This window comes from Staphylococcus lugdunensis (assembly GCF_002901705.1).
Classification (GTDB): domain Bacteria; phylum Bacillota; class Bacilli; order Staphylococcales; family Staphylococcaceae; genus Staphylococcus; species Staphylococcus lugdunensis.
Genome location: NZ_PPPV01000016.1, coordinates 392,722 through 412,015, shown reverse-complemented (window position 1 = coordinate 412,015; position 19,294 = coordinate 392,722). Strand labels below are relative to the sequence as shown.

Here is a 19,294-nt window from a genome sequence, read left to right as displayed (position 1 = left end):
TAAGGAGTGTGTGTAATGACTGAAGAAGGTTTATTAGTAGTTGAAAATGATATTGAAGTTAATGGTTACGATATTGATGCGATGGGTATCGTAAGTAACATTGTTTATATAAGATGGTTTGAAGATTTACGTACGATATTTATTAATCAATACATGAATTATTCAGAAATGATGAAACAGGGTATTTCACCAATATTAATGAAGACAGAAGTGGAATATAAAGTGCCTATTACTATTCATGATAAACCAGTAGGACGATGTTGGTTTATGAAAAGTGGTCGCACAAAATGGATTTTTAAATTTGAAATTGCGTCTGCGGATCGTGTTCATTGTGTAGGATACCAAACTGGATGTTTTTATGATTTAGATAAACAGAAAATCACTAAAATGCCCACAGTTTTTCAAAAAATATTAAAATAAGTAACTGTGTGCATCATAAACATGGGGTGAACATCGTGTATGAAAACTTAACAAATATTTATGAATACCGAAAATTTGTTGACGCTAATCAACTATGCGTCTTACATGTAATGAAGTCAGGTTGCAGCGTCTGTTATGCTGTACTGCCACAATTAGATGACTTAATACAACAATTCCCCCGTGTTAAATTAGGGGTGATTAATCAGAACAAAGTTGAAGATATCACTAGGCAGTTATCTATATTCACAGTGCCGGTAGATCTAATCTTCTTCCAAGGTAAGGAAGTGCATAGACAAGCACGTTTCATAGACATGCAAAGATTTGAGCGTCAACTGGTAGAATTAAATGATAATATAGAGTATAAATAAAACAGTTTGTTACATAAATGTAATGGACTAAATTGCAGCGCTAAAATCTTTTTCTCAGGTATGGCTTTCGCCATATCATACGGCGTATTGATTTATAAACATACTAAGATGAGCTATGAATAAATCTGAGACGATTGATTTATTCATAGCTTTTTTTATAGTTATATAGTCTGTAACATCATTATGTTTTAGGCTATAAACACTATATTGGCAGTCGTTGACTGGATTGAAAATAGGATGATAGCAAGCTTTTTTCAATTCTAGCTATTCTTGCCGGGACAGGACTACGAATTCATAATGAATGCTGTCACGCGCCGTATTATTTGGGGGTATATTCCAGTATATTTATCTTTCCTTATTTCTTAAATTTTTCTATTAATGCATCTGCACGTTGTTGATAGTCATGAATAACAGCTGCCGATTGTTGTAGTTGATGTTGTTCTTCTTCTGTGAGTTTGAGTTCAATAACTTGTTGTGCACCTGCACCATTGATGCGTGTTGGTGTACCTATATATAAATCAGTGAGACCATATTCTCCTTCAACATAGCTAGAGACGTTTAAAATGATATTTTGATTATTTAAAATTGCTTCAACAACACGTAAAATGCCGAGTGCTACGCCAAAGCAAGTTGTGCCTTTACGTACATAGATATCATAGCCAACGTTTTTAGTGATTTCAGTAATTCGTTGTACTTCAGCATCAACGTTATTACCGTAGCATTGTTGTAACATCGGTAAAACTGGTTCTCCAGCAACGCGTGCATGAGACCATACAGCAATTTGAGAATCACCATGTTCACCTACAACAGGCGCATAAACACTTTGAGGTGCAACATTTAGTGCTTGACCAATATAATATTGGAATCGTGACGAATCAAGCAATGTTCCAGTTCCAATAACTTTTGATTTGGGAAATCCAGATACTTTTTTCACGACATAGCTCATAATATCAACAGGATTTGACGGTAATATAATATGGCCATCAAACCCTTGATCTACAATTTTTTGCACCATTGGCACAAAGATTTCTACATTATCCTCTAATAATTTGAGACGTGTTTCCCCTTTTGGTAAAGATGCGCTCGCACAGATAACGATAATATCTGCATCTTGACAGTCACTATAATCACCAATATAAACGTTGACGGGTTTGTGACTGAAAGGGGTAGTATGATTTAAATCCCAAACGTCAGCCTCAGCCTTTTCAGTGTCAATGTCGATAATAGCAAGTTCATCGGCTGATCCATGTGATACTAGGGCGTAAGCGAAGGAAGAACCTACATGTCCGCTACCAATTAAGACAATTTTATTTCTTTTCATCAAATTAAGCCTCCTCATTATTGAAATGGTTATAACATAAAGTTAATTAGTTCGATTTTATCATTAATTTTATAAAAATAAAATATGACACTACTAACTTTGGTTTATTATATCGTGCAATAACTACATGTTACGGTGGTAGACATCTGAAATTAATGAATCATCTCTTTAAAGGTCGCAAATATGCTACTATTTACTTCACATTATCATCTTAAAACCATGTACTAATGAAATTCATTAAAATAATCGTCAAAAATGTATTAAACTAGAAATGTAACATATAGGAAGGAGCTTCTTAATGAAAAAACAATTGATTAGCATATTATGTTCCACAGTGCTTGGAACACTGGTTTTTGCTAAATTTAGAGAAAAAAGAAGTTATCGAAGCTTTTTATTTGAACAATATTTGCGCTTAACTAGAGTGAGAAAACCTTTTGAATCAGTGGAAAACGCCAAAGAAGCTATAGAAGAAATGAAAGATATAACGGCAGGAAAATATAGTGGAACGACGTATGAATTTAAACATTCAGTTACTATTAAAGATGACAGTGGCTCAATTGTATATATCATTAATGATCATCAAGATATTACACAACAAACGATTCTTTATATTCACGGTGGTGCATGGTTTCAAGATCCACTTGAACAACATTTTGACTTTATCGATACCTTAGCAGGCCGTTTAAATGCTAAAGTTGTGATGCCCGTTTATCCGAAAGTGCCACACCGTGATTATCGTACGACATTTAGTTTATTGTATCGACTTTATGGTAAGTTATTGACTACGGTTAAGAATCCAGAACAACTCATTCTTATGGGAGATTCGGCAGGAGGACAAATTGCCTTATCATTTGCACAATATTTAAAAGAAGAGACGACGTATGCGCAACCAGGACATATTATTTTGATATCACCAGTATTGGATGGCACATTTAGCAACCCAGATACTCAAAAATATGAAAAAGTAGATCCAATGGTTGCCATTGATGGAACAAAATATTTTATTAAATTGTGGGCAGGAAAAACAGCTATTAAAGATTATAAAATATCTCCAATTAATGGCACGTTACAAGGGCTTGGCAAAATTTCAATCTTTATCGGTACTAAAGAAACTTTATATCCTGATGCACTACGTTTATCTAAATTGTTAAATCAACAAGGCATTCTTCATGACTTCTATCCAGGTTACAATTTATTTCATATCTATCCGATTTTTCCAATTCCTGAACGAGAAAAATTCTTTGCACAAGTGAAAACAATTATCAAATAGACATGTAATTATAAAGCAACTTCAACCTATCAGTTATCAAGATAAGAAGAAGTTGCTTTTTTAGGTTGGGTAATTAATTTGAAGGTATTATCATCATTGATTTGGGATATCATAGTGTGAGAAAGCCAATTGTTTTGATTACTGTGATTTAGAGAGTGATTAAAAGTGCCATTAGATGTATCAGATTTTGCTGCCTCTTTGTAATGATTAATATAGCGATGATCGGTATCAAGTACAGAATTGCTCATATCATTTCCTTGTAAACTACCAATGAGAATTAATGCAAGATAAGTTGTACATGCGATAAAAACGGTCCCTAGATAAATGCTAATCACTATTTTTCTAGACTTAGCCATTTTGTTCCTCCTAAGATTTCATCCTTAAATTTAAGTCATCATTCTAATCCCATTTAACTCATGTTTAACGTAACATATCATCTTTAAGATAATGTAAAGGTTAAGTAAATATTTTTTATTTGATTAATTACTATATTAAAAAAGTTATCTTTGTAGTTTTTACTTAAAAACAATTTAAATAGAAACGATTTTATTTGAAAATTTACAAATATTAATTTATACTTAACAAAAAATTAAAGTTTTTAAAACGCGCTCAACAACCGTTTGATAATATTAGGCGTATTGGGAGGGTTCTTAATGCAAGATGTTTTCATCTTAAAAGAAAATTAAGTTGATCTATACATATTGAGATAGAGTGTTGTGACTTGTTCAACACACTAAAAACAGCATAGGTGGCATAACGGGAATGTACGAAGTGAAAAACATCGTCGAAGTTATGACCGCCTTTTCACTTATCTACCTATTTATTACAGCTAGTAGAAAATCAAGGAAAGAGGTACATAATATTGATTCTCATTATAATTTGCGTCTCGCTTATATTATGGTTAGGAATTAAAGAAAAACGGCGTCATACCAACCGACTTAATAAAATTCCAGTGCGAATTAATATTAACGGTATAAGAGGTAAATCAACAATCACACGGATGGTTTACAGTGTTCTACGTGAAGATCACATTAGAGTTGTAGGTAAGACAACTGGTACGGATGCCAGAATGCTGTATTGGTTTACAGATAAAGAATATCCAGTCATTCGAAAGCCACAAGGAGCTAATATTGGGGAACAAAGAGACATTATCCGTAAAGTGGTAAAACAACGTGCAACGGCACTTGTTAATGAATGTATGGCAGTTAATCCAGATTATCAAATCACGTTTCAAAATGATTTAGTTATGGCCAATATTGGTGTCATTGTTAATGTTATGGAAGACCATATGGATGTTTTAGGACCAACGTTGCAAGATGTGGCGCAAGCTTTCACTGCAACAATTCCATATAACGGCAAATTAGTCGTAATGCAAGATAAGTATACTAAATTTTTTGCTAAAGAAGCACGCAAGCGCAAAACAGAGTTAATTGTTGTTGATAAAGAAAAAGTACCAGAGTCTTATTTGAGAAAATTTGACTATCTTGTCTTTCCAGATAATGTGGCGATTACTTTAGGTGTAGCCCAGGCATTAGGTATTGATCAACAAACAGCACTGCAAGGTATGCTTAACGCACCACCTGATCCTGGTGCGGTAGAAATTAAATATTTCCAAGCAAATAGCACAACAAACGTCTTTGTTAATGCATTTGCCGCTAACGAACCACAATCTACGAAAGCGATTTTAAATAAAGTGGAAAGTTACGATTATCCATACAGCAAGAAGATTGTAATTTTAAACTGTCGCTCAGACAGAGTGGATAGAACGAGACAATTCGTTGAAAACTTTATTGCTGAAGTAGATTATGACACACTCATTTGCACTGGAAAGAGTACGCAAATGGTGACAGATAAGATGCAATCACAACCTAATAAACGCTATTTGAATTTAGAAGGTGCCCCGTTTGCAGACATAGAAAGAACGATTCTTAAAGAATCACAACATGCCCTTGTATTTTGTGTCGGCAACATTCATGGACCAGGTGGAAGAATAGCAGAATTTATAGAAGGGATAGAATAAAATGATAGGTTCAGAATTATATTTTTCCTTATTTGTAGGAATTGTGCTTAGTTTGATTTTTGCTGAAAAATTTGGAATTAATCCAGCAGGGCTTGTTGTACCAGGCTACCTAGCACTTATCTTTGATGAGCCCATCATGTTATTATCAGTGCTCGTCATTAGCTGCTTAACTTATTTTATTGTGACATTTGGCATAAGCAAATGGGTCATTTTATATGGTAGACGAAAATTTGCAGCGATGATTTTAACGGGAATGGTATTAAAATTTATCTTTGATTTAATTTATCCAATAACCCCGTTTGAAGTCGTAGAAGTATCAGGCATAGGTGTTGTTATACCAGGAATAATTGCGAATACAATTCAAAAACAAGGTGTCGTAATTACCTTATCAACGACAATGTTATTAACTTGTATCACTTATGTCATCTTGTTCTTATATAGCTTTATTAATTAATTACGAGCAAGGAGCGCAAAATCATGAAAAAGAAGTTAACAGCAAGTGAGTGGTTGTTAAAACAAGCAAAACGACATAAACGACGTAACTTTTTATATACATTAATTGTGCTGGTAATTACGCTTGTGTTATTAGTTGTGGCAATTAGCTCGCAAAAGGTTGAGCCAGTAGATAGTATCCCTAAATCTGGAAATAATATTCGCATGACTTATCTAGGCAACATTAACCTTAACTCACATATACGTAATATCAATCTCAATGATGTGTTCGCTAGTTTAAAACAACCATTAAAGCAAAGTGATTTTTCAACGGCATCACTGCATGTAAATCACTTTTCAGATAAAAGTGATGAGAATTTGAAAAAGAATTTAGAAAATATTTTATTTCTAAAAGATCAGAATATTAAAAGTGTCAATCTTATAAATAACGAAGTTGATAATGTACAAGCTCAAGATTTAAGTAAAAAAGTGGAGGCCCAAACAGAATATAACTTTTTAACTGGTAATGGCTCTAATCCTATTAATAGTAAAACGGTTCAACAAACAATTAAAAATAAAAAAATTGCCAATGTATCGTTTACAGATGTCGAGTCAAATTACACAGGGCCATTGAAAAATACAACATCCATTAGTCTGGATCCTAATATTTTTATGCCACTGTTAAAAAAATTAAAACAAAATAATGACTACGTCGTTGTTAATGTAGATTGGGGTATTCCAAACGAACGCAACGTTACAGAACGACAACGTGAATATGCGAAAGCTTTAATAAATTCAGGAGCTGACATTATTATCGGACATAATTCGGTCATCCAAGAAATAGATAAGTACAAAAATAAACCCATATTCTATAGTTTAGGCAATACAACATCAGATGAATTTCTATCAAAAAATCATAAAGGTATGATTGTGCAGCAAGATTGGACTGGTAAAGCAAGTCGTTTCCATTTGACGCCTATTAAATCTTCCGATGGTAAGATAACTAGAGATTTAATGAGTAAAATGGAACAACGCAAATTTTATAACAACATTAAAGGCGAGCATGTCAATTTAAAAGCCGAAAAAGATGGGGGTTATTCATTTGAATAAAAAAGAACATTATGTTGCTATAACAGTTGTCCTTATTGTACTTTTTATTTTAATCATGGTTACATTTTCAAGAGCGAATGAAGGTTTAGATAAATTTGAAAAGCAAGAGTTAGAGAATGGCACAGAGCAATATCTTTCAAAAGGAGCAAGCTAACTATGAATATATACAATAAAATGACCTTGATTGTCATTTTGATTGCAACAATTGCAGTATCCTTTACATTTTATCTTTTTCAAAAAGAGGATAACCCCAATAAAGATGCGCTCTATGAAAATAAAATAGCTGATCATAAAACACCTAAAGATAAAAAAGACTATGGGGTTGCTTCAAACAACTATATCGCGAAGCGGGTCGGAGAAAAGATTTTGCAAGATGGTGGAAATGCAGTTGATGCGGCTATTGGCGTATCTTATGCTTTGGCAATCACCGAACCACATTCGTCTGGACTTGGCGGTGGCGGTGCGTCGCTTACATATAATGGTAAAGATGGAGAAGTTCCAAAAATGTATGAATATAAAACACTTTCCTCTTATGATTATAAAAAAGGAGATCAGATAGGGACACCAGGATTTGTAAGAGGCATGCATGATATGCATGAAAGAGAAGGGAAAATGGATGAAAAGAAAATATTAGATTATGTCATTCCGTTAGCCCAAGATGGCTTTGAAGTAGATTCAGAGTTAGAGCGTAGTTTGAAAATTTATGGTTCCGATATCGACCGTGACTCACCATTCTTTAAAGGAAGCAAAACGGTGAGAGAAGGAGATGTCGTAAAACAGGAAGCTTTGACAAAAACATTGAAAGGTATCCAAGACAAAGGACCTGATTATTTTTATGAAGATCTTGGTAAAAGCATTTCAAAGCAAGTGGATGATAAATTGACTGAAAAAGACTTTTCAACGTTTAAAACAGAAGAAAAAGAACCTGTAAGTACGAATTATTTGAATAACAAAGTTTATTCAGCCTCTAACCCATTAGGTGGAACACTGATGTTACAAGGCTTAGTGCTTGAAGAGAGCAACAATCCTGGTCAGCAAAATGAAGACAATCGTATAGACTATATTAGCAGTATTCTTAAATCTAGAGACTTAATGTATCGCAATAGAGATATTGTTAATGGTCAAGAAGCCAGTAATGAACAATACTTATCTAAAGATTATTTACTAGAAAAATTAAATGGTATTAATATTGATTCAAGTAATTTTAATAAGAATCAAGTGGACAATACGAGCACCACACATTTTGTTGTTATAGATAAAAATGGCAAGGTTGTCAGTACCACAAATACGTTGTCTAGTTTCTTTGGATCAGGAAAATACGTTAAAGAAGGCTTCTATATGAATAACTCTTTAACAAACTTCTCAAGTGATCCCAATAGTCCGAACTTCGGTGAAAAGCATAAGGCGCCACGTTCTTATACTTCACCTTCAATCATCGTAGGACCAGACTTTTATATGGGAATCGGTACGCCAGGTGGTAATAAAATTCCAACGATGCTTAATGAGGTCATCGTAGATTATTTAAAAGGTAATGGCACATTGCAAGAATCAATCAATAAACCAAGATTCTATAATGATGGTTCAACAATCTATTATGAAAATGCAACAAGTGACGATGACATTCAGGCGTTTAAATCATTAGGCTTTAATGTGGAAGAAAAACGAAATGATCCAAACTTTGGTAGTGTTCAAGGAGCTATTTACAATAAAAATAGTAAAAAAGTAGAAGTGGGATCTGATGTAGGAAACCGTTAAAATGTTGATAACATCGTTATTCGCTGTCGTTTATTGTTGTAAACAATGACGGCAGCTTTTCTGTATTATTTGTCATGTGTTACATTTCTATTAGTATACAAAGTAATAACAGAAATGAGCACATGTCAGGATGAAAAATAGTTGTATTATTATTTTATCTTTTACGCGAAAAATATATTATCATTTTTATTATGTCGTTATATAATGATAACAGTCATGACTATGTGAGGACACGGAATGATAGACAATTAATTTTGTGAGAGAAGGTGGCCATTTATGCAAGAAGTCGTATTAGGTATTGATTTAGGTACGAGTGCAGTGAAAATCATCGCAGTAGATAAAGAAGGACAGGTATTAGTAACAATTAGCGAGCCTTTAACATTGATTCAGCAACAGCCGGGATATAATGAACAAGATCCAGATGAATGGCTAGATGCGGTAAAGCAAGGGATTAAGCGCGTTACACAGCATGACAGTCTTAAGCATCATACAATTCAAGGGATATCATTTTCTGGACAAATGCATGGCTTGGTTCCTTTGGATAAAAATGGTTGGCCTGTGAGGCATGCAATCTTATGGAATGACACGCGTAATTCAGCACAATGTGAACAAATCATCGCGCGCTATGGGCAACGTTTAAATGGTAATCCAATTCTTGAAGGCTTTACTTTACCTAAAATGTTATGGATGCAACAACATGAGCCAGAGCTATGGAAACATGTGGATACGTTTGTATTACCTAAAGACTATATTCGTTACGGTTTAACCGGTCAGATACATATGGAATACTCTGATGCAGCAAGTACATTATTACTTAATCCAACAACGCATGAGTGGACAAGAGAAATTGGAGATGCCTTTGGTTTAGGTGAGATTTATCCACCATTAATACCATCGCATGGTTACGTCGGTAATGTTAAGTCAGGATTAGCCATAGAACTAGGATTAACATCAAATGTCAAAGTATTTGCTGGAGGCGGAGACAATGCGTGTGGTGCAATTGGTGCTGGTGTAGTTAATGATAATGACACTTTATGTAGCATTGGGACGTCTGGCGTGATTGTCAATGTTGAAAAGGATGAACATACACAATATCAAAACAACATTCACTTCTTTAATCATAGTGTGCCAAATACTTATTATGCAATGGGAGTAACATTAGCAGCAGGTTACAGTCTTTCTTGGTTGAAACATACGTTTTTTGCAGCGGATAGTTATGATGATGTGATTAAGTTAGCAGCCTCATCATCTATCGGTGCGAACCGTCTACTTTATACTCCCTATTTAGCAGGTGAACGCACACCACATGGAGATGCCTTTATTAGAGGAAGTTTTATTGGTTTAAGTGGCAGCCATAAAAAGGAGGATTTTTCTCGAGCAGTTATTGAAGGTGTGACGTATTCTTTATATGATTCAATACAGTTAATGAGAGCGGCGGGTAAAGAAATAACGCATGTCACTTCTATTGGCGGAGGTGCTAAAAGTGAGTTCTGGTTACAACTTCAAGCAGATGTCTTTAATACGACTGTAAGAAAGTTAAAACACGAAGAAGGTCCTAGCATGGGAGCTGCTATGATAGCAGCAGTAGGTCTAAATTGGTTTGAGAGTATTGAAGACTGTGTCGATGCATTTATAGATATCGTTGCAGAATTTCGTCCTAATCCAGAACGGCATCGTCAATACGAGCAATTTTATCAAGTATATCAACAGGTATATGCACAAACAAGAACGATTACACAACAACTATTGACTTTAGAAATATAAAATTAAGTAAGAGTCTAGGGCATCATTATGATTTATGTTCTAAACTCTATATTGGTAGCAGTTGACTGGATTGAAAATACGCTTATACTAAGTTTTTTCAATTCTAGTCGACCTTGCCGGGGCGGGACGACGAATTCATAATGAATTCTCTCCCGTTCCTTTTTTGTGATTAAATCGTGAGCATTTTAAAACAAAAATATTTAAGTATACGTTACGATAAAGATATGTAAAGTTAGTGTAAATATATGAAGAATTATGTATAAAATTTTACTTGTTGCAATCAAGTTCTTCATGGTGTAAAATGTTAAAAAATAAATTTAATCGTTACAATAATTTAAATAACACAATTTTAGAAACGCGAAAATTTGCATATTGTGAATATATTCACATTTTAGACTAAATAAAATTTTGTTTTATATTGAAATCGTTTTCTTAGGGGTGTACGATGACTATGGCTAGAAAAAATTGAAAAGAGGTTTTGGGAAATGAACATTATTCTAGGCGTAGGTACACTCGTATTGGTGTTAGCAGTGATGACACTGTTTTTAAAGTATGCACCGTACGGTAAACAAGGACTACAAGCTTTATCCGGAGCTGCTTGTGCTACATTTTTACCACAAGCATTCCTGAGTTACGCTATTGGCGGCGTATTTCACATTGAATTTTTAAAAGAGATTGGTGATTTAGTCGGCGGTCTTAGCGGCGTAGCTGTAGGTATTTTAACGTGTTTGAAATTAAATATATCACCTGTTTTTGCGGTGATTGTAGGGCTAGTCTTACATGATTACAAATTATTACCTGCATTTATTGCTGCGTACATTATGGCTTTTGGAATTAAGCTTATTGAGAAAAAAGTTCCAGAAGGTTTAGATTTAATTGTTGTCATTCTAGTTGCACCTGCTATTACGTTTGGTTTAGCACATATTATTTCACCAGGGGTTATGGCAGTATTAAGACAAATTGGTGGCGCTGTTACTTCAGTTGGAGATAACAACCCATACGCATTAGCAATTATATTAGGACTTGTTATTCCAGTTACAGGAATGACACCTTTAAGCTCTATGGTTTTAACTAGTTTATTAGGACTCACTGGTGTGCCAATGGCAATCGGTGCATTAACTTGTATGGGCAGCTCATTTGTTAACTTTGTCTTATTTAGAACATTGAAAATTGGTGGACCATCAAAAGCATTTGCGGTATGTATTGAACCACTTACCCAAATTGACTTAATCGCACAGTATCCATTACAACTTTATGGTACGAATGCGATTATCGGTGTGGTCAACGCATGTATCGTTACATTTGCAGGGCTAGTGATAAATGTAACTGGTATGGCAACACCAATCGCTGGTGCCATTGTATTGTTTGGCTTTAATAAACCTTTACCATCAGTTATTACAATTATTGTGGTTGCAGTTGTAAGTATTATTTTAGCGTATATCTTTGGTAAATTGATTAGCAAATTAAATATTACAAAAACAGACATCACGATTCCTGGACAAAACAACCAAGTTAAGGAGAGTGTTTAATAATGGCTAAAAAATCCTATGATTATCAAAGCGCATTTGACATTATTGGGCCAGTTATGATGGGACCATCAAGTTCTCATACTGCTGGTGCCGTTAAAATCGGTAACTCAGCAGGAAGTGTACTTGGTGTTACACCTCAGAAAATTGAAATTCGTTATTACGAATCATTTGCTGAAACTCATCAAGGTCATGGCACAGATGTCGCAGTTATAGGTGGTGCGATGGGCTATAGCACGTTTGATAGCCGTATTAAAGATGCTTTAAATATTGCTGAAAGTCAAGGTATCAAAGTAGATATCATTGAAGACAGAGGCGAAAGCTTGGGAGAACATCCAAACTGTGCGTATATTAAAGCTGAAGCAAATGGTCGCCATATTGAAGTAATTGGTAACTCAATTGGTGGCGGAACAATTAAACTAAAACGTATTAACGTTGAAGGGCTAGAAGTTAACTTCAATCATGGATTACCTATTTTAGTGATGGATGGTTATACTGATAAATCCACAGTCAATCATTTCATTAACTTTGCCAGTGAAGCCGGTGCTGCAATTGACAAAGAAATGACTGAAATGAAAGACAACCAATGTTTAGTAGTATTACCTTTATCTAAAGCATTGTCAGAATCAGCGTTAGAACAAATAAGAGAGAAATATAGTGACTTAAACGTATCCTATATAAATTAGAGGGGGATTTATAATGTTTGATTCAATTAGAGAGACAATTGATTATGCAGTAGAAAATGATATGTCATTTGCTGACATCATGATCAATGAAGAAATGGAACTTCAAGGCAAATCACGTGAAGACGTTCGAGCAATTATGAAACAAAATCTTGAAGTAATGCGCGCAGCAGTTGAAAAGGGCACAACTGGTGAAGGCGTAAAAAGTGTTACAGGTTACACAGGTCAAGATGCAATCAAATTAAATAAATACAATGAATCACAACACGCTTTATCTGGGCATGAGATGATTGAAGCGGTTAAAGGAGCTGTTGCGACAAATGAAGTGAACGCAGCAATGGGTATCATCTGTGCAACTCCAACAGCTGGCTCCTCCGGAACGATTCCGGGCGTACTTTTTAAATTAGAAAAAACACACGATTTAACTGAAGATCAAATGATTGATTTCTTGTTTACTTCAGCACTGTTTGGCCGTGTTGTTGCAAATAACGCCAGTGTTGCAGGTGCTACGGGTGGTTGCCAAGCCGAAGTAGGATCAGCATCAGCAATGGCAGCTGCGGCAGCTGTAGCCATTTTTGGAGGTAAACCAGAAGCATCTGGACATGCTATGGCATTAGCAATTAGTAACTTATTAGGATTAGTTTGTGACCCAGTTGCAGGCTTAGTTGAAATTCCATGTGTAATGAGAAATGCCATAGGATCTGGTAACGCATTAATTTCAGCAGATTTAGCATTAGCAGGTGTTGAAAGTAGAATTCCTGTTGATGAAGTTATTGAAGCTATGGATAAAGTTGGTAGAAACTTACCAGCATCTCTAAGAGAAACTGGACTTGGTGGCTTAGCTGGAACACCAACAGGAGAAGCGATTAAACGTAAAATCTTCGGAGACGCTGAAAAAAAAGTCAATAATTAAATTCTACGAAAACCTAGATAATAACATTTTAGGGAGTGGGACTACGAATTCATAATGAATTCTGTCCTGCTCCCCTTTTTCATGGATATTTACCACAATTGATTACATAGAAGTGGAGTCAATTTTCCGAAAATTTAAAATCTTATATTGCAAATTTACAACTTTGATTATAAAATATCCAAAAGGGGTTGATGTTATGCGAAGGTTATTTGGGATTTTTTTAGCCTTTACGATTAACACAACGATGACCTACTATTTGACAACGGAGGGTACATGGGAGAATCTTCTATTGCAATGCATGTCGCTTAGTATGATAATCGTATTTTTCTTTTACTATTTCCAATTTATTAAGAAAGCTAAAAAAATGACATAGTTGAATAATAAAAGCGCTCGGGAAATGAAACTTGAGCGCTTTTATTGCTATAGTAACGAGTCTATGTACGGTTATAAATTAATATCAAAGTGATGACAAAATTTATTAGACTTAAATGTTAATATTTGAATTATTTAGTTAATAAATCAATTTGATAAAATGCAAAATCCAACCAACGATTGAATTTGTAACCAACATTATTAATTGTACCTGCATGAATAAAACCAATTTTTTCGTGTAGATGAATGCTTACTTCATTTGAAGCATCAATACCTGCAACCATTGTACGATAGCCTTCATCTTTAGCAATTTGCATTAGTTGACTAAGTAATTGTGAAGCAATACCATGGCCGCGATAGGCTGAATCTACATAAATTGAATGTTCTATTGAATAGAGATAAGCAGGCCAATCTCGGAATGAACCATAAGTAGCGAACCCAACGACTTGTTGATGTTGTTCAAATACGAGAATAGGCTCTCCGGCTATAACTTTTCTCTCAAACCACTCTTCACGTTCCTCTATTGTTTGTGACTCATAGCTATAAACAGCTGTCGTATTGATAATAGCATCATTATAAATAGATAGAATGGCCGGTAAATCTTGACGTTCTGCGTGTCTAATCATATGTCTCACCTTTTTATTTTTTATTGTATAGTGTTCAACTATTGATTTCAAATTTATGTAATAAAATATGACAAACTTGTCGTAGGTAAAAAAAGCAATCAATGCTATACTATTATCAAACAATTTTACGGTTTAAAGGAGAAATACTGCATGAAAAAATGGACAAACCAATTGATGACCATTATTGGAGTTATACTTATATTAGTTGCCATTTACCTATTTGCCAAACCTCATATTGATAGTTATTTACATGACAAAGATAATAGCGATAAAATAGAAAACTATGATAAAACAGTTAGTAAAGCAAATAAAAATGATAAGCCAACCATCCCTAAAGACAAGGCAGAAATGGCTGGTTATCTCCGTATTCTAGATGCTGATATTAATGAACCTGTTTACCCTGGACCAGCGACACCTGAACAATTAAACCGTGGAGTTAGCTTTGCCGAAGAACAGGAATCTTTAGATGATCAAAATATTGCAATTGCAGGTCATACATATATTGGCCGCCCACATTATCAATTTACAAATTTAAAAGCAGCTAAAAAAGGTAGCAAGGTTTATTTTAAAGTGGGAAATGAAACAAGAGAGTATAAAATGACAACTATACGAGATGTGAATCCAGACGAAATCGATGTGCTAGATGAGCATAGAGGGGATAAAAACCGCCTAACTTTAATTACTTGTGATGATTATAATGAAAAGACGGGTGTTTGGGAAAAGCGTAAAATATTTATAGCAGAACAGATTAAATAATTGTAGAACACTTTGATCCGTTAGTTATTAACTAATAGATTGAAGTGTTTTTTATTTTCTCTCACAATATGATTTTAAGCAAAATTCAAAGCACAAAAAAATGATATAAAAAAATAATAGTATTGTTATACGCTAAATTATCTGATATTCTTAGTGTAGATAAATACATCAAGATTATACAACGAGGACGTGACAAAAAGTGAAATCAAACAAAAAACCAGCTCAATTTCTCAATCGACATAACAATTATTCGATTAGAAAATTTACAATTGGTACTGCTTCTATTCTTGTTGGGACAACATTGATTTTTGGTTTGAGTAATGAAGCACACGCCCAAAGCAATAGTTCAGCAAAGGTATCAGATAAGGTAGCAACTGAACAGTCAGCATCGACTTCTCAAGAGGCAGATAGCAGTCAACAAACTGCAGCTTCTAATGCTCAAAACGTTCAAACTGCACCTGAGCAAGATAAAGCAACACCTACTACAGAGGTTAACTCTAACAATAATCAAACAGATTCTAAGCACGTAGCACCACAGAAAGAGCAAAATCAAACAGCTACGCAAACAGAATCTAAAAAAGAAACTGCACAAACACAAGCAAAAACAGAAGAAAAAGCAGCTTCTGATAGCAAAAAAGCATCAGAAGATTCAGATGATAAAGCGACTTCAAAAGAAACAGATGAAAATAAAACTGATGATAGTGTAGATACAAACTCTAATATCACTACCCCAGTGTATGATACGACACGTGCGCGTGCTGCAACTTCAGTACCACTTGCTAGTAGTCTCGACTCAGATGCTAGTGCTGCTGAAAATGCAGAGCCATCAGCAGAATTTATTGATAAATACAATAAATCAACAAATAGAAGTCAATTAGTGCATGATTTATTAGCTGAATCATACAGTGAAACAGACGTTAGAGCAATTGTTAATCGCTTAAATATAGACTTTAATAAGACAGATGCTAAAAAAGCATTTCAAGCGATAATGTATGCTGGTATTCAATATGCTAAAGAACAAACATCATTATACACAACATATGCTACTATACCTGGTGATGGTGTAAATGTTAATAACACAGAAATTGGATCGGTAGCAGAGTTAAAGCGTAGTATTTATATAGATCCAAATAAAGGCTTAACAGTTAACGGTCAAGGATATACTTCTCAAGGCCAATCTCCTGCAAACTATACAGTACATGTTCAACCTAATAAAAGAACAAATAAAATGGACTTTACTGTAACTTGGAAAGTTAATCCATCAGCTTCTGCATCTGGGCATGACGCTGATTTAGGTGGCTTTAACTTTGGTTCAGGATATAATGTGCCAGAACGTATTAACGGTCGTTTTAATATATATGGTGGTAATACAATCTCAAATAATTTAGATATGATTAAAAGTCCACACCCTAGTTATCCAGCTGGTTATGGTTTGAGTAGTCGACCAACAATTACGAGATATTTTGTTCAACGTGGTGGACGTGTAGAATATCATTTTAGTGTTCCAGTACGTGATTGGAATGGTGATTTAAGCTTTAATGGTAAGGTTCTAATGTTCGACAACAACGTTACTCTTGTTGGTCAAGGTGTAATGAACCCAAATTCAAATGATAACTACTTCTATGACGAAATGAACATCCAGGGAGATAATAATCCAGATCGTCATATTATCACTACTGATGATACGTCAGAAGTTGAAAATATTCCTTTCCAAATAGAATACGTGGTTTCTAAAGACTTACCTGTAGGTCAACAAGAAGTTCAAAGAGAAGGTCAAGTAGGTAAACGCGGTACACTTTATTCAATTGTTAAATTTAATAACCAAACAATTGGACGATTTGTTAAAGAAACATACAATATACCACCAGTTAATAAAATTATTAAAATTGGTATTGGTGCTGTAAATGATTCTAATATCAGTGGACCATTACCTCCAATTCTTGAACCACAACTTTCTGGTACAAATATTGTTAGCGGTGAAACAAGTCCTAATGCTGCCGTAACAATAACAGTAGGAGGAAGAAACTATCAAACGACATCTGATAATTCAGGTCGATTTAATTTCCAATTGCCAAATTATACATTGCAAGAAGGAGACCACATTTCAGCCGTAGCAACTGTTGAAGGTAAAACAAGTAAACCTGGAAAAATTATTATTCCTCGAGATGGTAGAACACCTAACCTTACTACATCAGTTCAACGTGGACAAGATCAAAATAAACCAGGTAGTTGGGTAACAATTACGAATGCGACAACTGGTCAACAAGTAAGTCGATTCTTTGTACCAGATGGTTTACCTGGTAATGATGGTCGTTCTATTACTATTACAAATGAATATTTAGATCCAAGTACTGGAGAAAGAGTCGTTCAATTTAGTGACGGACGAACAATTCGTCTTCCTAAAGGACCAAAAGGAGACAAAGGTGATACAGGTGCTCAAGGTCCAGCAGGTAGATCAATAACAATTACTAGTACAACTGTGGATGCAGATGGTAATACAATTGTAAGATTTAGTGATAACACAACTCTTAAAATTCCTAAAGGACCAAAAGGTGATACAGGTGACCAAGGTCCAGCAGGTAAATCTATTACTGTCAAACACATATCTAAAGATTCACAAGGAAATACAACAGTTCAATTTAGTGATAATTCATCTATTATCATTCCAGCAGGTACGCCTGGACGTAATGGTACTTCAGTAGGAATACGTACAATTACGCCGCAAGCAAATGGAGATACAGTTGTAACGTTTACAGATGGTAAAACAATGACAATACCAAAAGGTGCGAAAGGTGATCGTGGTGAAGCTGGTCCAAAAGGTGCCGATGGTCATTCAATTACAATTACAAGCAATACGGTAGAACCAAATGGTGATCGTAAAATTGTCTTCTCAGATCACACTACCGTAGTAATTCCAAAAGGCGACAAAGGTGAAAAAGGCGACAATGGTACATCAATAGGTATTACCCAAATTGATACAGACGCAGCAGGTAATAAAGTCGTTCATTTTACAGATGGCAAAACAATGACAGTACCAAAAGGTCAAGATGGTACATCAATTGGAATCAAGTCTATTACGCCACAAGCAAATGGCGATAAATTAGTAACATTTACTGATAATAGAACCATGGTAATTCCAAAAGGTGACAAAGGTGAAAAAGGCGACAAAGGTGCTGATGGTGCGAGTCCAACCGTGACAGCTACACGTACGCAACATGATGGAAAAGATGGTGTGGAAATCACGATTACCCCTGCAAATGGTGGTACGCCAATTAAAACTTTCGTAGCTGATGGTGAACGTGGTGAGAGAGGTCTGCAAGGCATTAACGGTGTAGATGGAAAATCTATCCGAGTATCAAGTAGCCGTGATAATCAAAAACATGAAACAACATTGACCTTCTATTACGACCAAGATGGCGATCAAGCCTTTGATGCAAGCAAAGACATCGTAGTCGACACAGCTGTTATCAAAGATGGTCGTACCCCAACGGTAGATATTAAGAAAATTTTACGTGGTGTGTCAACGTTTAGAACTGCCACAGCTACCGCGAATCCTGATAAAGGTCATGAAGTCAAATTCTATTATGACAATAACAACAACGGTATTTTTGATGAAGGTGATGAAGAAATTTCATCTGGCTTCATTGCTGATGGTAAAAACGGTCAAAATGGTCGAAATGGGCGACAAGGTACTGAATTAATAAGTGGAATAACACCTCCTACAGATAGTGATGGTCTAAATGGCGATACGTATATCGACACTAACACTGGCGACACTTATAAAAAAGAAAACGGAAAATGGGTTCCAAGTGGAAATATCAAAGGACCAAAAGGTGACAAAGGTGAGAATGGTCAAAACGGTAGAGATGGAAAAGATGTTCTGAATGGCAAAGTTGATCCACAATCAAGTCAAGGTAAAGATGGCGATAAATACATCAATACAGTAACAGGTGATGTT

Annotated in this window: 18 protein-coding genes; 15 read left to right on the top strand and 3 right to left on the bottom strand. The window is 35.0% G+C overall.

The window, feature by feature from the left end; translation table 11 throughout:
- The first annotated feature begins 15 nt into the window (after positions 1-15).
- Together CD041_RS08820 and CD041_RS08815 are read left to right on the top strand one after the other, a co-directional pair.
- Positions 16-420, top strand: a complete 405-nt coding sequence (locus CD041_RS08820) for an acyl-CoA thioesterase (RefSeq protein WP_002478605.1) — start codon at positions 16-18, stop codon at positions 418-420.
- 35 nt (positions 421-455) lie between these two features.
- On the top strand, positions 456-788 hold the full coding sequence (locus tag CD041_RS08815; RefSeq protein WP_002492415.1) for a thioredoxin family protein: 333 nt from the start codon (positions 456-458) through the stop codon (positions 786-788).
- A 355-nt stretch (positions 789-1,143) separates the two neighbouring features.
- Here the strand turns inward: CD041_RS08815 and CD041_RS08805 are convergent, their stop codons facing one another.
- Positions 1,144-2,109: an L-lactate dehydrogenase gene (locus tag CD041_RS08805; protein ID WP_002492388.1), complete on the bottom strand. Its 966-nt coding sequence runs from the start codon at positions 2,107-2,109 to the stop codon at positions 1,144-1,146.
- A 298-nt stretch (positions 2,110-2,407) separates the two neighbouring features.
- On the opposite strand from CD041_RS08805, the gene CD041_RS08800 reads away from it, so the two are divergent.
- Positions 2,408-3,379 carry an alpha/beta hydrolase fold domain-containing protein gene (locus CD041_RS08800; protein WP_037545355.1) on the top strand — a complete coding sequence of 324 codons (972 nt, stop codon included), beginning with the start codon at positions 2,408-2,410 and terminating at the stop codon, positions 3,377-3,379.
- Between the two features lie 29 nt (positions 3,380-3,408).
- Here the strand turns inward: CD041_RS08800 and CD041_RS08795 are convergent, their stop codons facing one another.
- Positions 3,409-3,735 (bottom strand): hypothetical protein, encoded by a 327-nt coding sequence (locus CD041_RS08795; protein ID WP_070648321.1) that lies wholly within the window; start codon positions 3,733-3,735, stop codon positions 3,409-3,411.
- 506 nt (positions 3,736-4,241) lie between these two features.
- On the opposite strand from CD041_RS08795, the gene pgsB reads away from it, so the two are divergent.
- The 10 genes from pgsB to CD041_RS12335 all read left to right on the top strand — a co-directional run bounded on the left by pgsB (position 4,242) and on the right by CD041_RS12335 (position 13,955).
- Positions 4,242-5,399 carry a poly-gamma-glutamate synthase PgsB gene (gene pgsB / locus CD041_RS08790; RefSeq protein WP_002478610.1) on the top strand — a complete coding sequence of 386 codons (1,158 nt, stop codon included), beginning with the start codon at positions 4,242-4,244 and terminating at the stop codon, positions 5,397-5,399.
- Between the two features lies 1 nt (position 5,400).
- Entirely contained in the window at positions 5,401-5,853 is a 453-nt protein-coding gene (gene pgsC / locus CD041_RS08785; protein ID WP_002460457.1) for a poly-gamma-glutamate biosynthesis protein PgsC, read from the top strand.
- A 23-nt stretch (positions 5,854-5,876) separates the two neighbouring features.
- The gene (locus tag CD041_RS08780) at positions 5,877-6,941 is read left to right on the top strand and encodes a CapA family protein (RefSeq protein WP_002478611.1); all 1,065 of its coding nucleotides are present in this window, start codon (positions 5,877-5,879) and stop codon (positions 6,939-6,941) included.
- Positions 6,934-7,095, top strand: a complete 162-nt coding sequence (locus CD041_RS12165) for a hypothetical protein (protein WP_002478612.1) — start codon at positions 6,934-6,936, stop codon at positions 7,093-7,095. Before CD041_RS08780 ends, CD041_RS12165 begins: the two co-directional genes overlap by 8 nt.
- Positions 7,096-7,097: 2 nt before the next feature.
- A complete protein-coding gene (locus tag CD041_RS08775) occupies positions 7,098-8,696 on the top strand; it encodes a gamma-glutamyltransferase (protein ID WP_002478613.1) in 1,599 nt (532 codons plus the stop codon).
- A gap of 276 nt (positions 8,697-8,972) precedes the next feature.
- Entirely contained in the window at positions 8,973-10,460 is a 1,488-nt protein-coding gene (xylB, locus tag CD041_RS08770; RefSeq protein WP_070648316.1) for a xylulokinase, read from the top strand.
- Positions 10,461-10,945: 485 nt separating this feature from the next.
- Positions 10,946-11,989 carry a PTS sugar transporter subunit IIC gene (locus CD041_RS08765; RefSeq protein ID WP_070648314.1) on the top strand — a complete coding sequence of 348 codons (1,044 nt, stop codon included), beginning with the start codon at positions 10,946-10,948 and terminating at the stop codon, positions 11,987-11,989.
- A gap of 2 nt (positions 11,990-11,991) precedes the next feature.
- On the top strand, positions 11,992-12,672 hold the full coding sequence (gene sdaAB / locus CD041_RS08760; RefSeq protein WP_002460450.1) for an L-serine ammonia-lyase, iron-sulfur-dependent subunit beta: 681 nt from the start codon (positions 11,992-11,994) through the stop codon (positions 12,670-12,672).
- A 13-nt stretch (positions 12,673-12,685) separates the two neighbouring features.
- A complete protein-coding gene (sdaAA, locus tag CD041_RS08755) occupies positions 12,686-13,582 on the top strand; it encodes an L-serine ammonia-lyase, iron-sulfur-dependent, subunit alpha (RefSeq protein ID WP_002460448.1) in 897 nt (298 codons plus the stop codon).
- Between the two features lie 196 nt (positions 13,583-13,778).
- A complete protein-coding gene (locus tag CD041_RS12335) occupies positions 13,779-13,955 on the top strand; it encodes a hypothetical protein (RefSeq protein WP_014533217.1) in 177 nt (58 codons plus the stop codon).
- Positions 13,956-14,085: 130 nt separating this feature from the next.
- Here CD041_RS12335 and CD041_RS08750 read toward each other — a convergent pair whose 3' ends face one another.
- Positions 14,086-14,580 carry a GNAT family N-acetyltransferase gene (locus CD041_RS08750; RefSeq protein WP_080606501.1) on the bottom strand — a complete coding sequence of 165 codons (495 nt, stop codon included), beginning with the start codon at positions 14,578-14,580 and terminating at the stop codon, positions 14,086-14,088.
- Positions 14,581-14,730: 150 nt separating this feature from the next.
- Between CD041_RS08750 and srtA the strand changes: the two genes are divergently transcribed.
- Both srtA and CD041_RS12330 read left to right on the top strand, forming a co-directional pair.
- Positions 14,731-15,336 carry a class A sortase SrtA gene (gene srtA / locus CD041_RS08745; RefSeq protein WP_070648312.1) on the top strand — a complete coding sequence of 202 codons (606 nt, stop codon included), beginning with the start codon at positions 14,731-14,733 and terminating at the stop codon, positions 15,334-15,336.
- A gap of 199 nt (positions 15,337-15,535) precedes the next feature.
- On the top strand, positions 15,536-19,294 hold a 3,759-nt coding region (locus tag CD041_RS12330), incomplete at its 3' end, for a YSIRK-type signal peptide-containing protein (RefSeq protein ID WP_258027220.1).

Coding starts and splice junctions, on each gene's coding strand:
- sdaAA (WP_002460448.1), top strand. CDS start 12,686: ATGTTTGATTCAATTAGAGAGACAATTGATTATGCAGTAGAAAATGAT.
- CD041_RS08775 (WP_002478613.1), top strand. CDS start 7,098: ATGAATATATACAATAAAATGACCTTGATTGTCATTTTGATTGCAACA.
- sdaAB (WP_002460450.1), top strand. CDS start 11,992: ATGGCTAAAAAATCCTATGATTATCAAAGCGCATTTGACATTATTGGG.
- CD041_RS08780 (WP_002478611.1), top strand. CDS start 5,877: ATGAAAAAGAAGTTAACAGCAAGTGAGTGGTTGTTAAAACAAGCAAAA.
- CD041_RS08795 (WP_070648321.1), bottom strand. CDS start 3,735: ATGGCTAAGTCTAGAAAAATAGTGATTAGCATTTATCTAGGGACCGTT.
- srtA (WP_070648312.1), top strand. CDS start 14,731: ATGAAAAAATGGACAAACCAATTGATGACCATTATTGGAGTTATACTT.
- xylB (WP_070648316.1), top strand. CDS start 8,973: ATGCAAGAAGTCGTATTAGGTATTGATTTAGGTACGAGTGCAGTGAAA.
- CD041_RS08820 (WP_002478605.1), top strand. CDS start 16: ATGACTGAAGAAGGTTTATTAGTAGTTGAAAATGATATTGAAGTTAAT.
- CD041_RS08800 (WP_037545355.1), top strand. CDS start 2,408: ATGAAAAAACAATTGATTAGCATATTATGTTCCACAGTGCTTGGAACA.
- CD041_RS12335 (WP_014533217.1), top strand. CDS start 13,779: ATGCGAAGGTTATTTGGGATTTTTTTAGCCTTTACGATTAACACAACG.
- pgsC (WP_002460457.1), top strand. CDS start 5,401: ATGATAGGTTCAGAATTATATTTTTCCTTATTTGTAGGAATTGTGCTT.
- CD041_RS08765 (WP_070648314.1), top strand. CDS start 10,946: ATGAACATTATTCTAGGCGTAGGTACACTCGTATTGGTGTTAGCAGTG.
- CD041_RS08750 (WP_080606501.1), bottom strand. CDS start 14,580: ATGATTAGACACGCAGAACGTCAAGATTTACCGGCCATTCTATCTATT.
- CD041_RS08805 (WP_002492388.1), bottom strand. CDS start 2,109: ATGAAAAGAAATAAAATTGTCTTAATTGGTAGCGGACATGTAGGTTCT.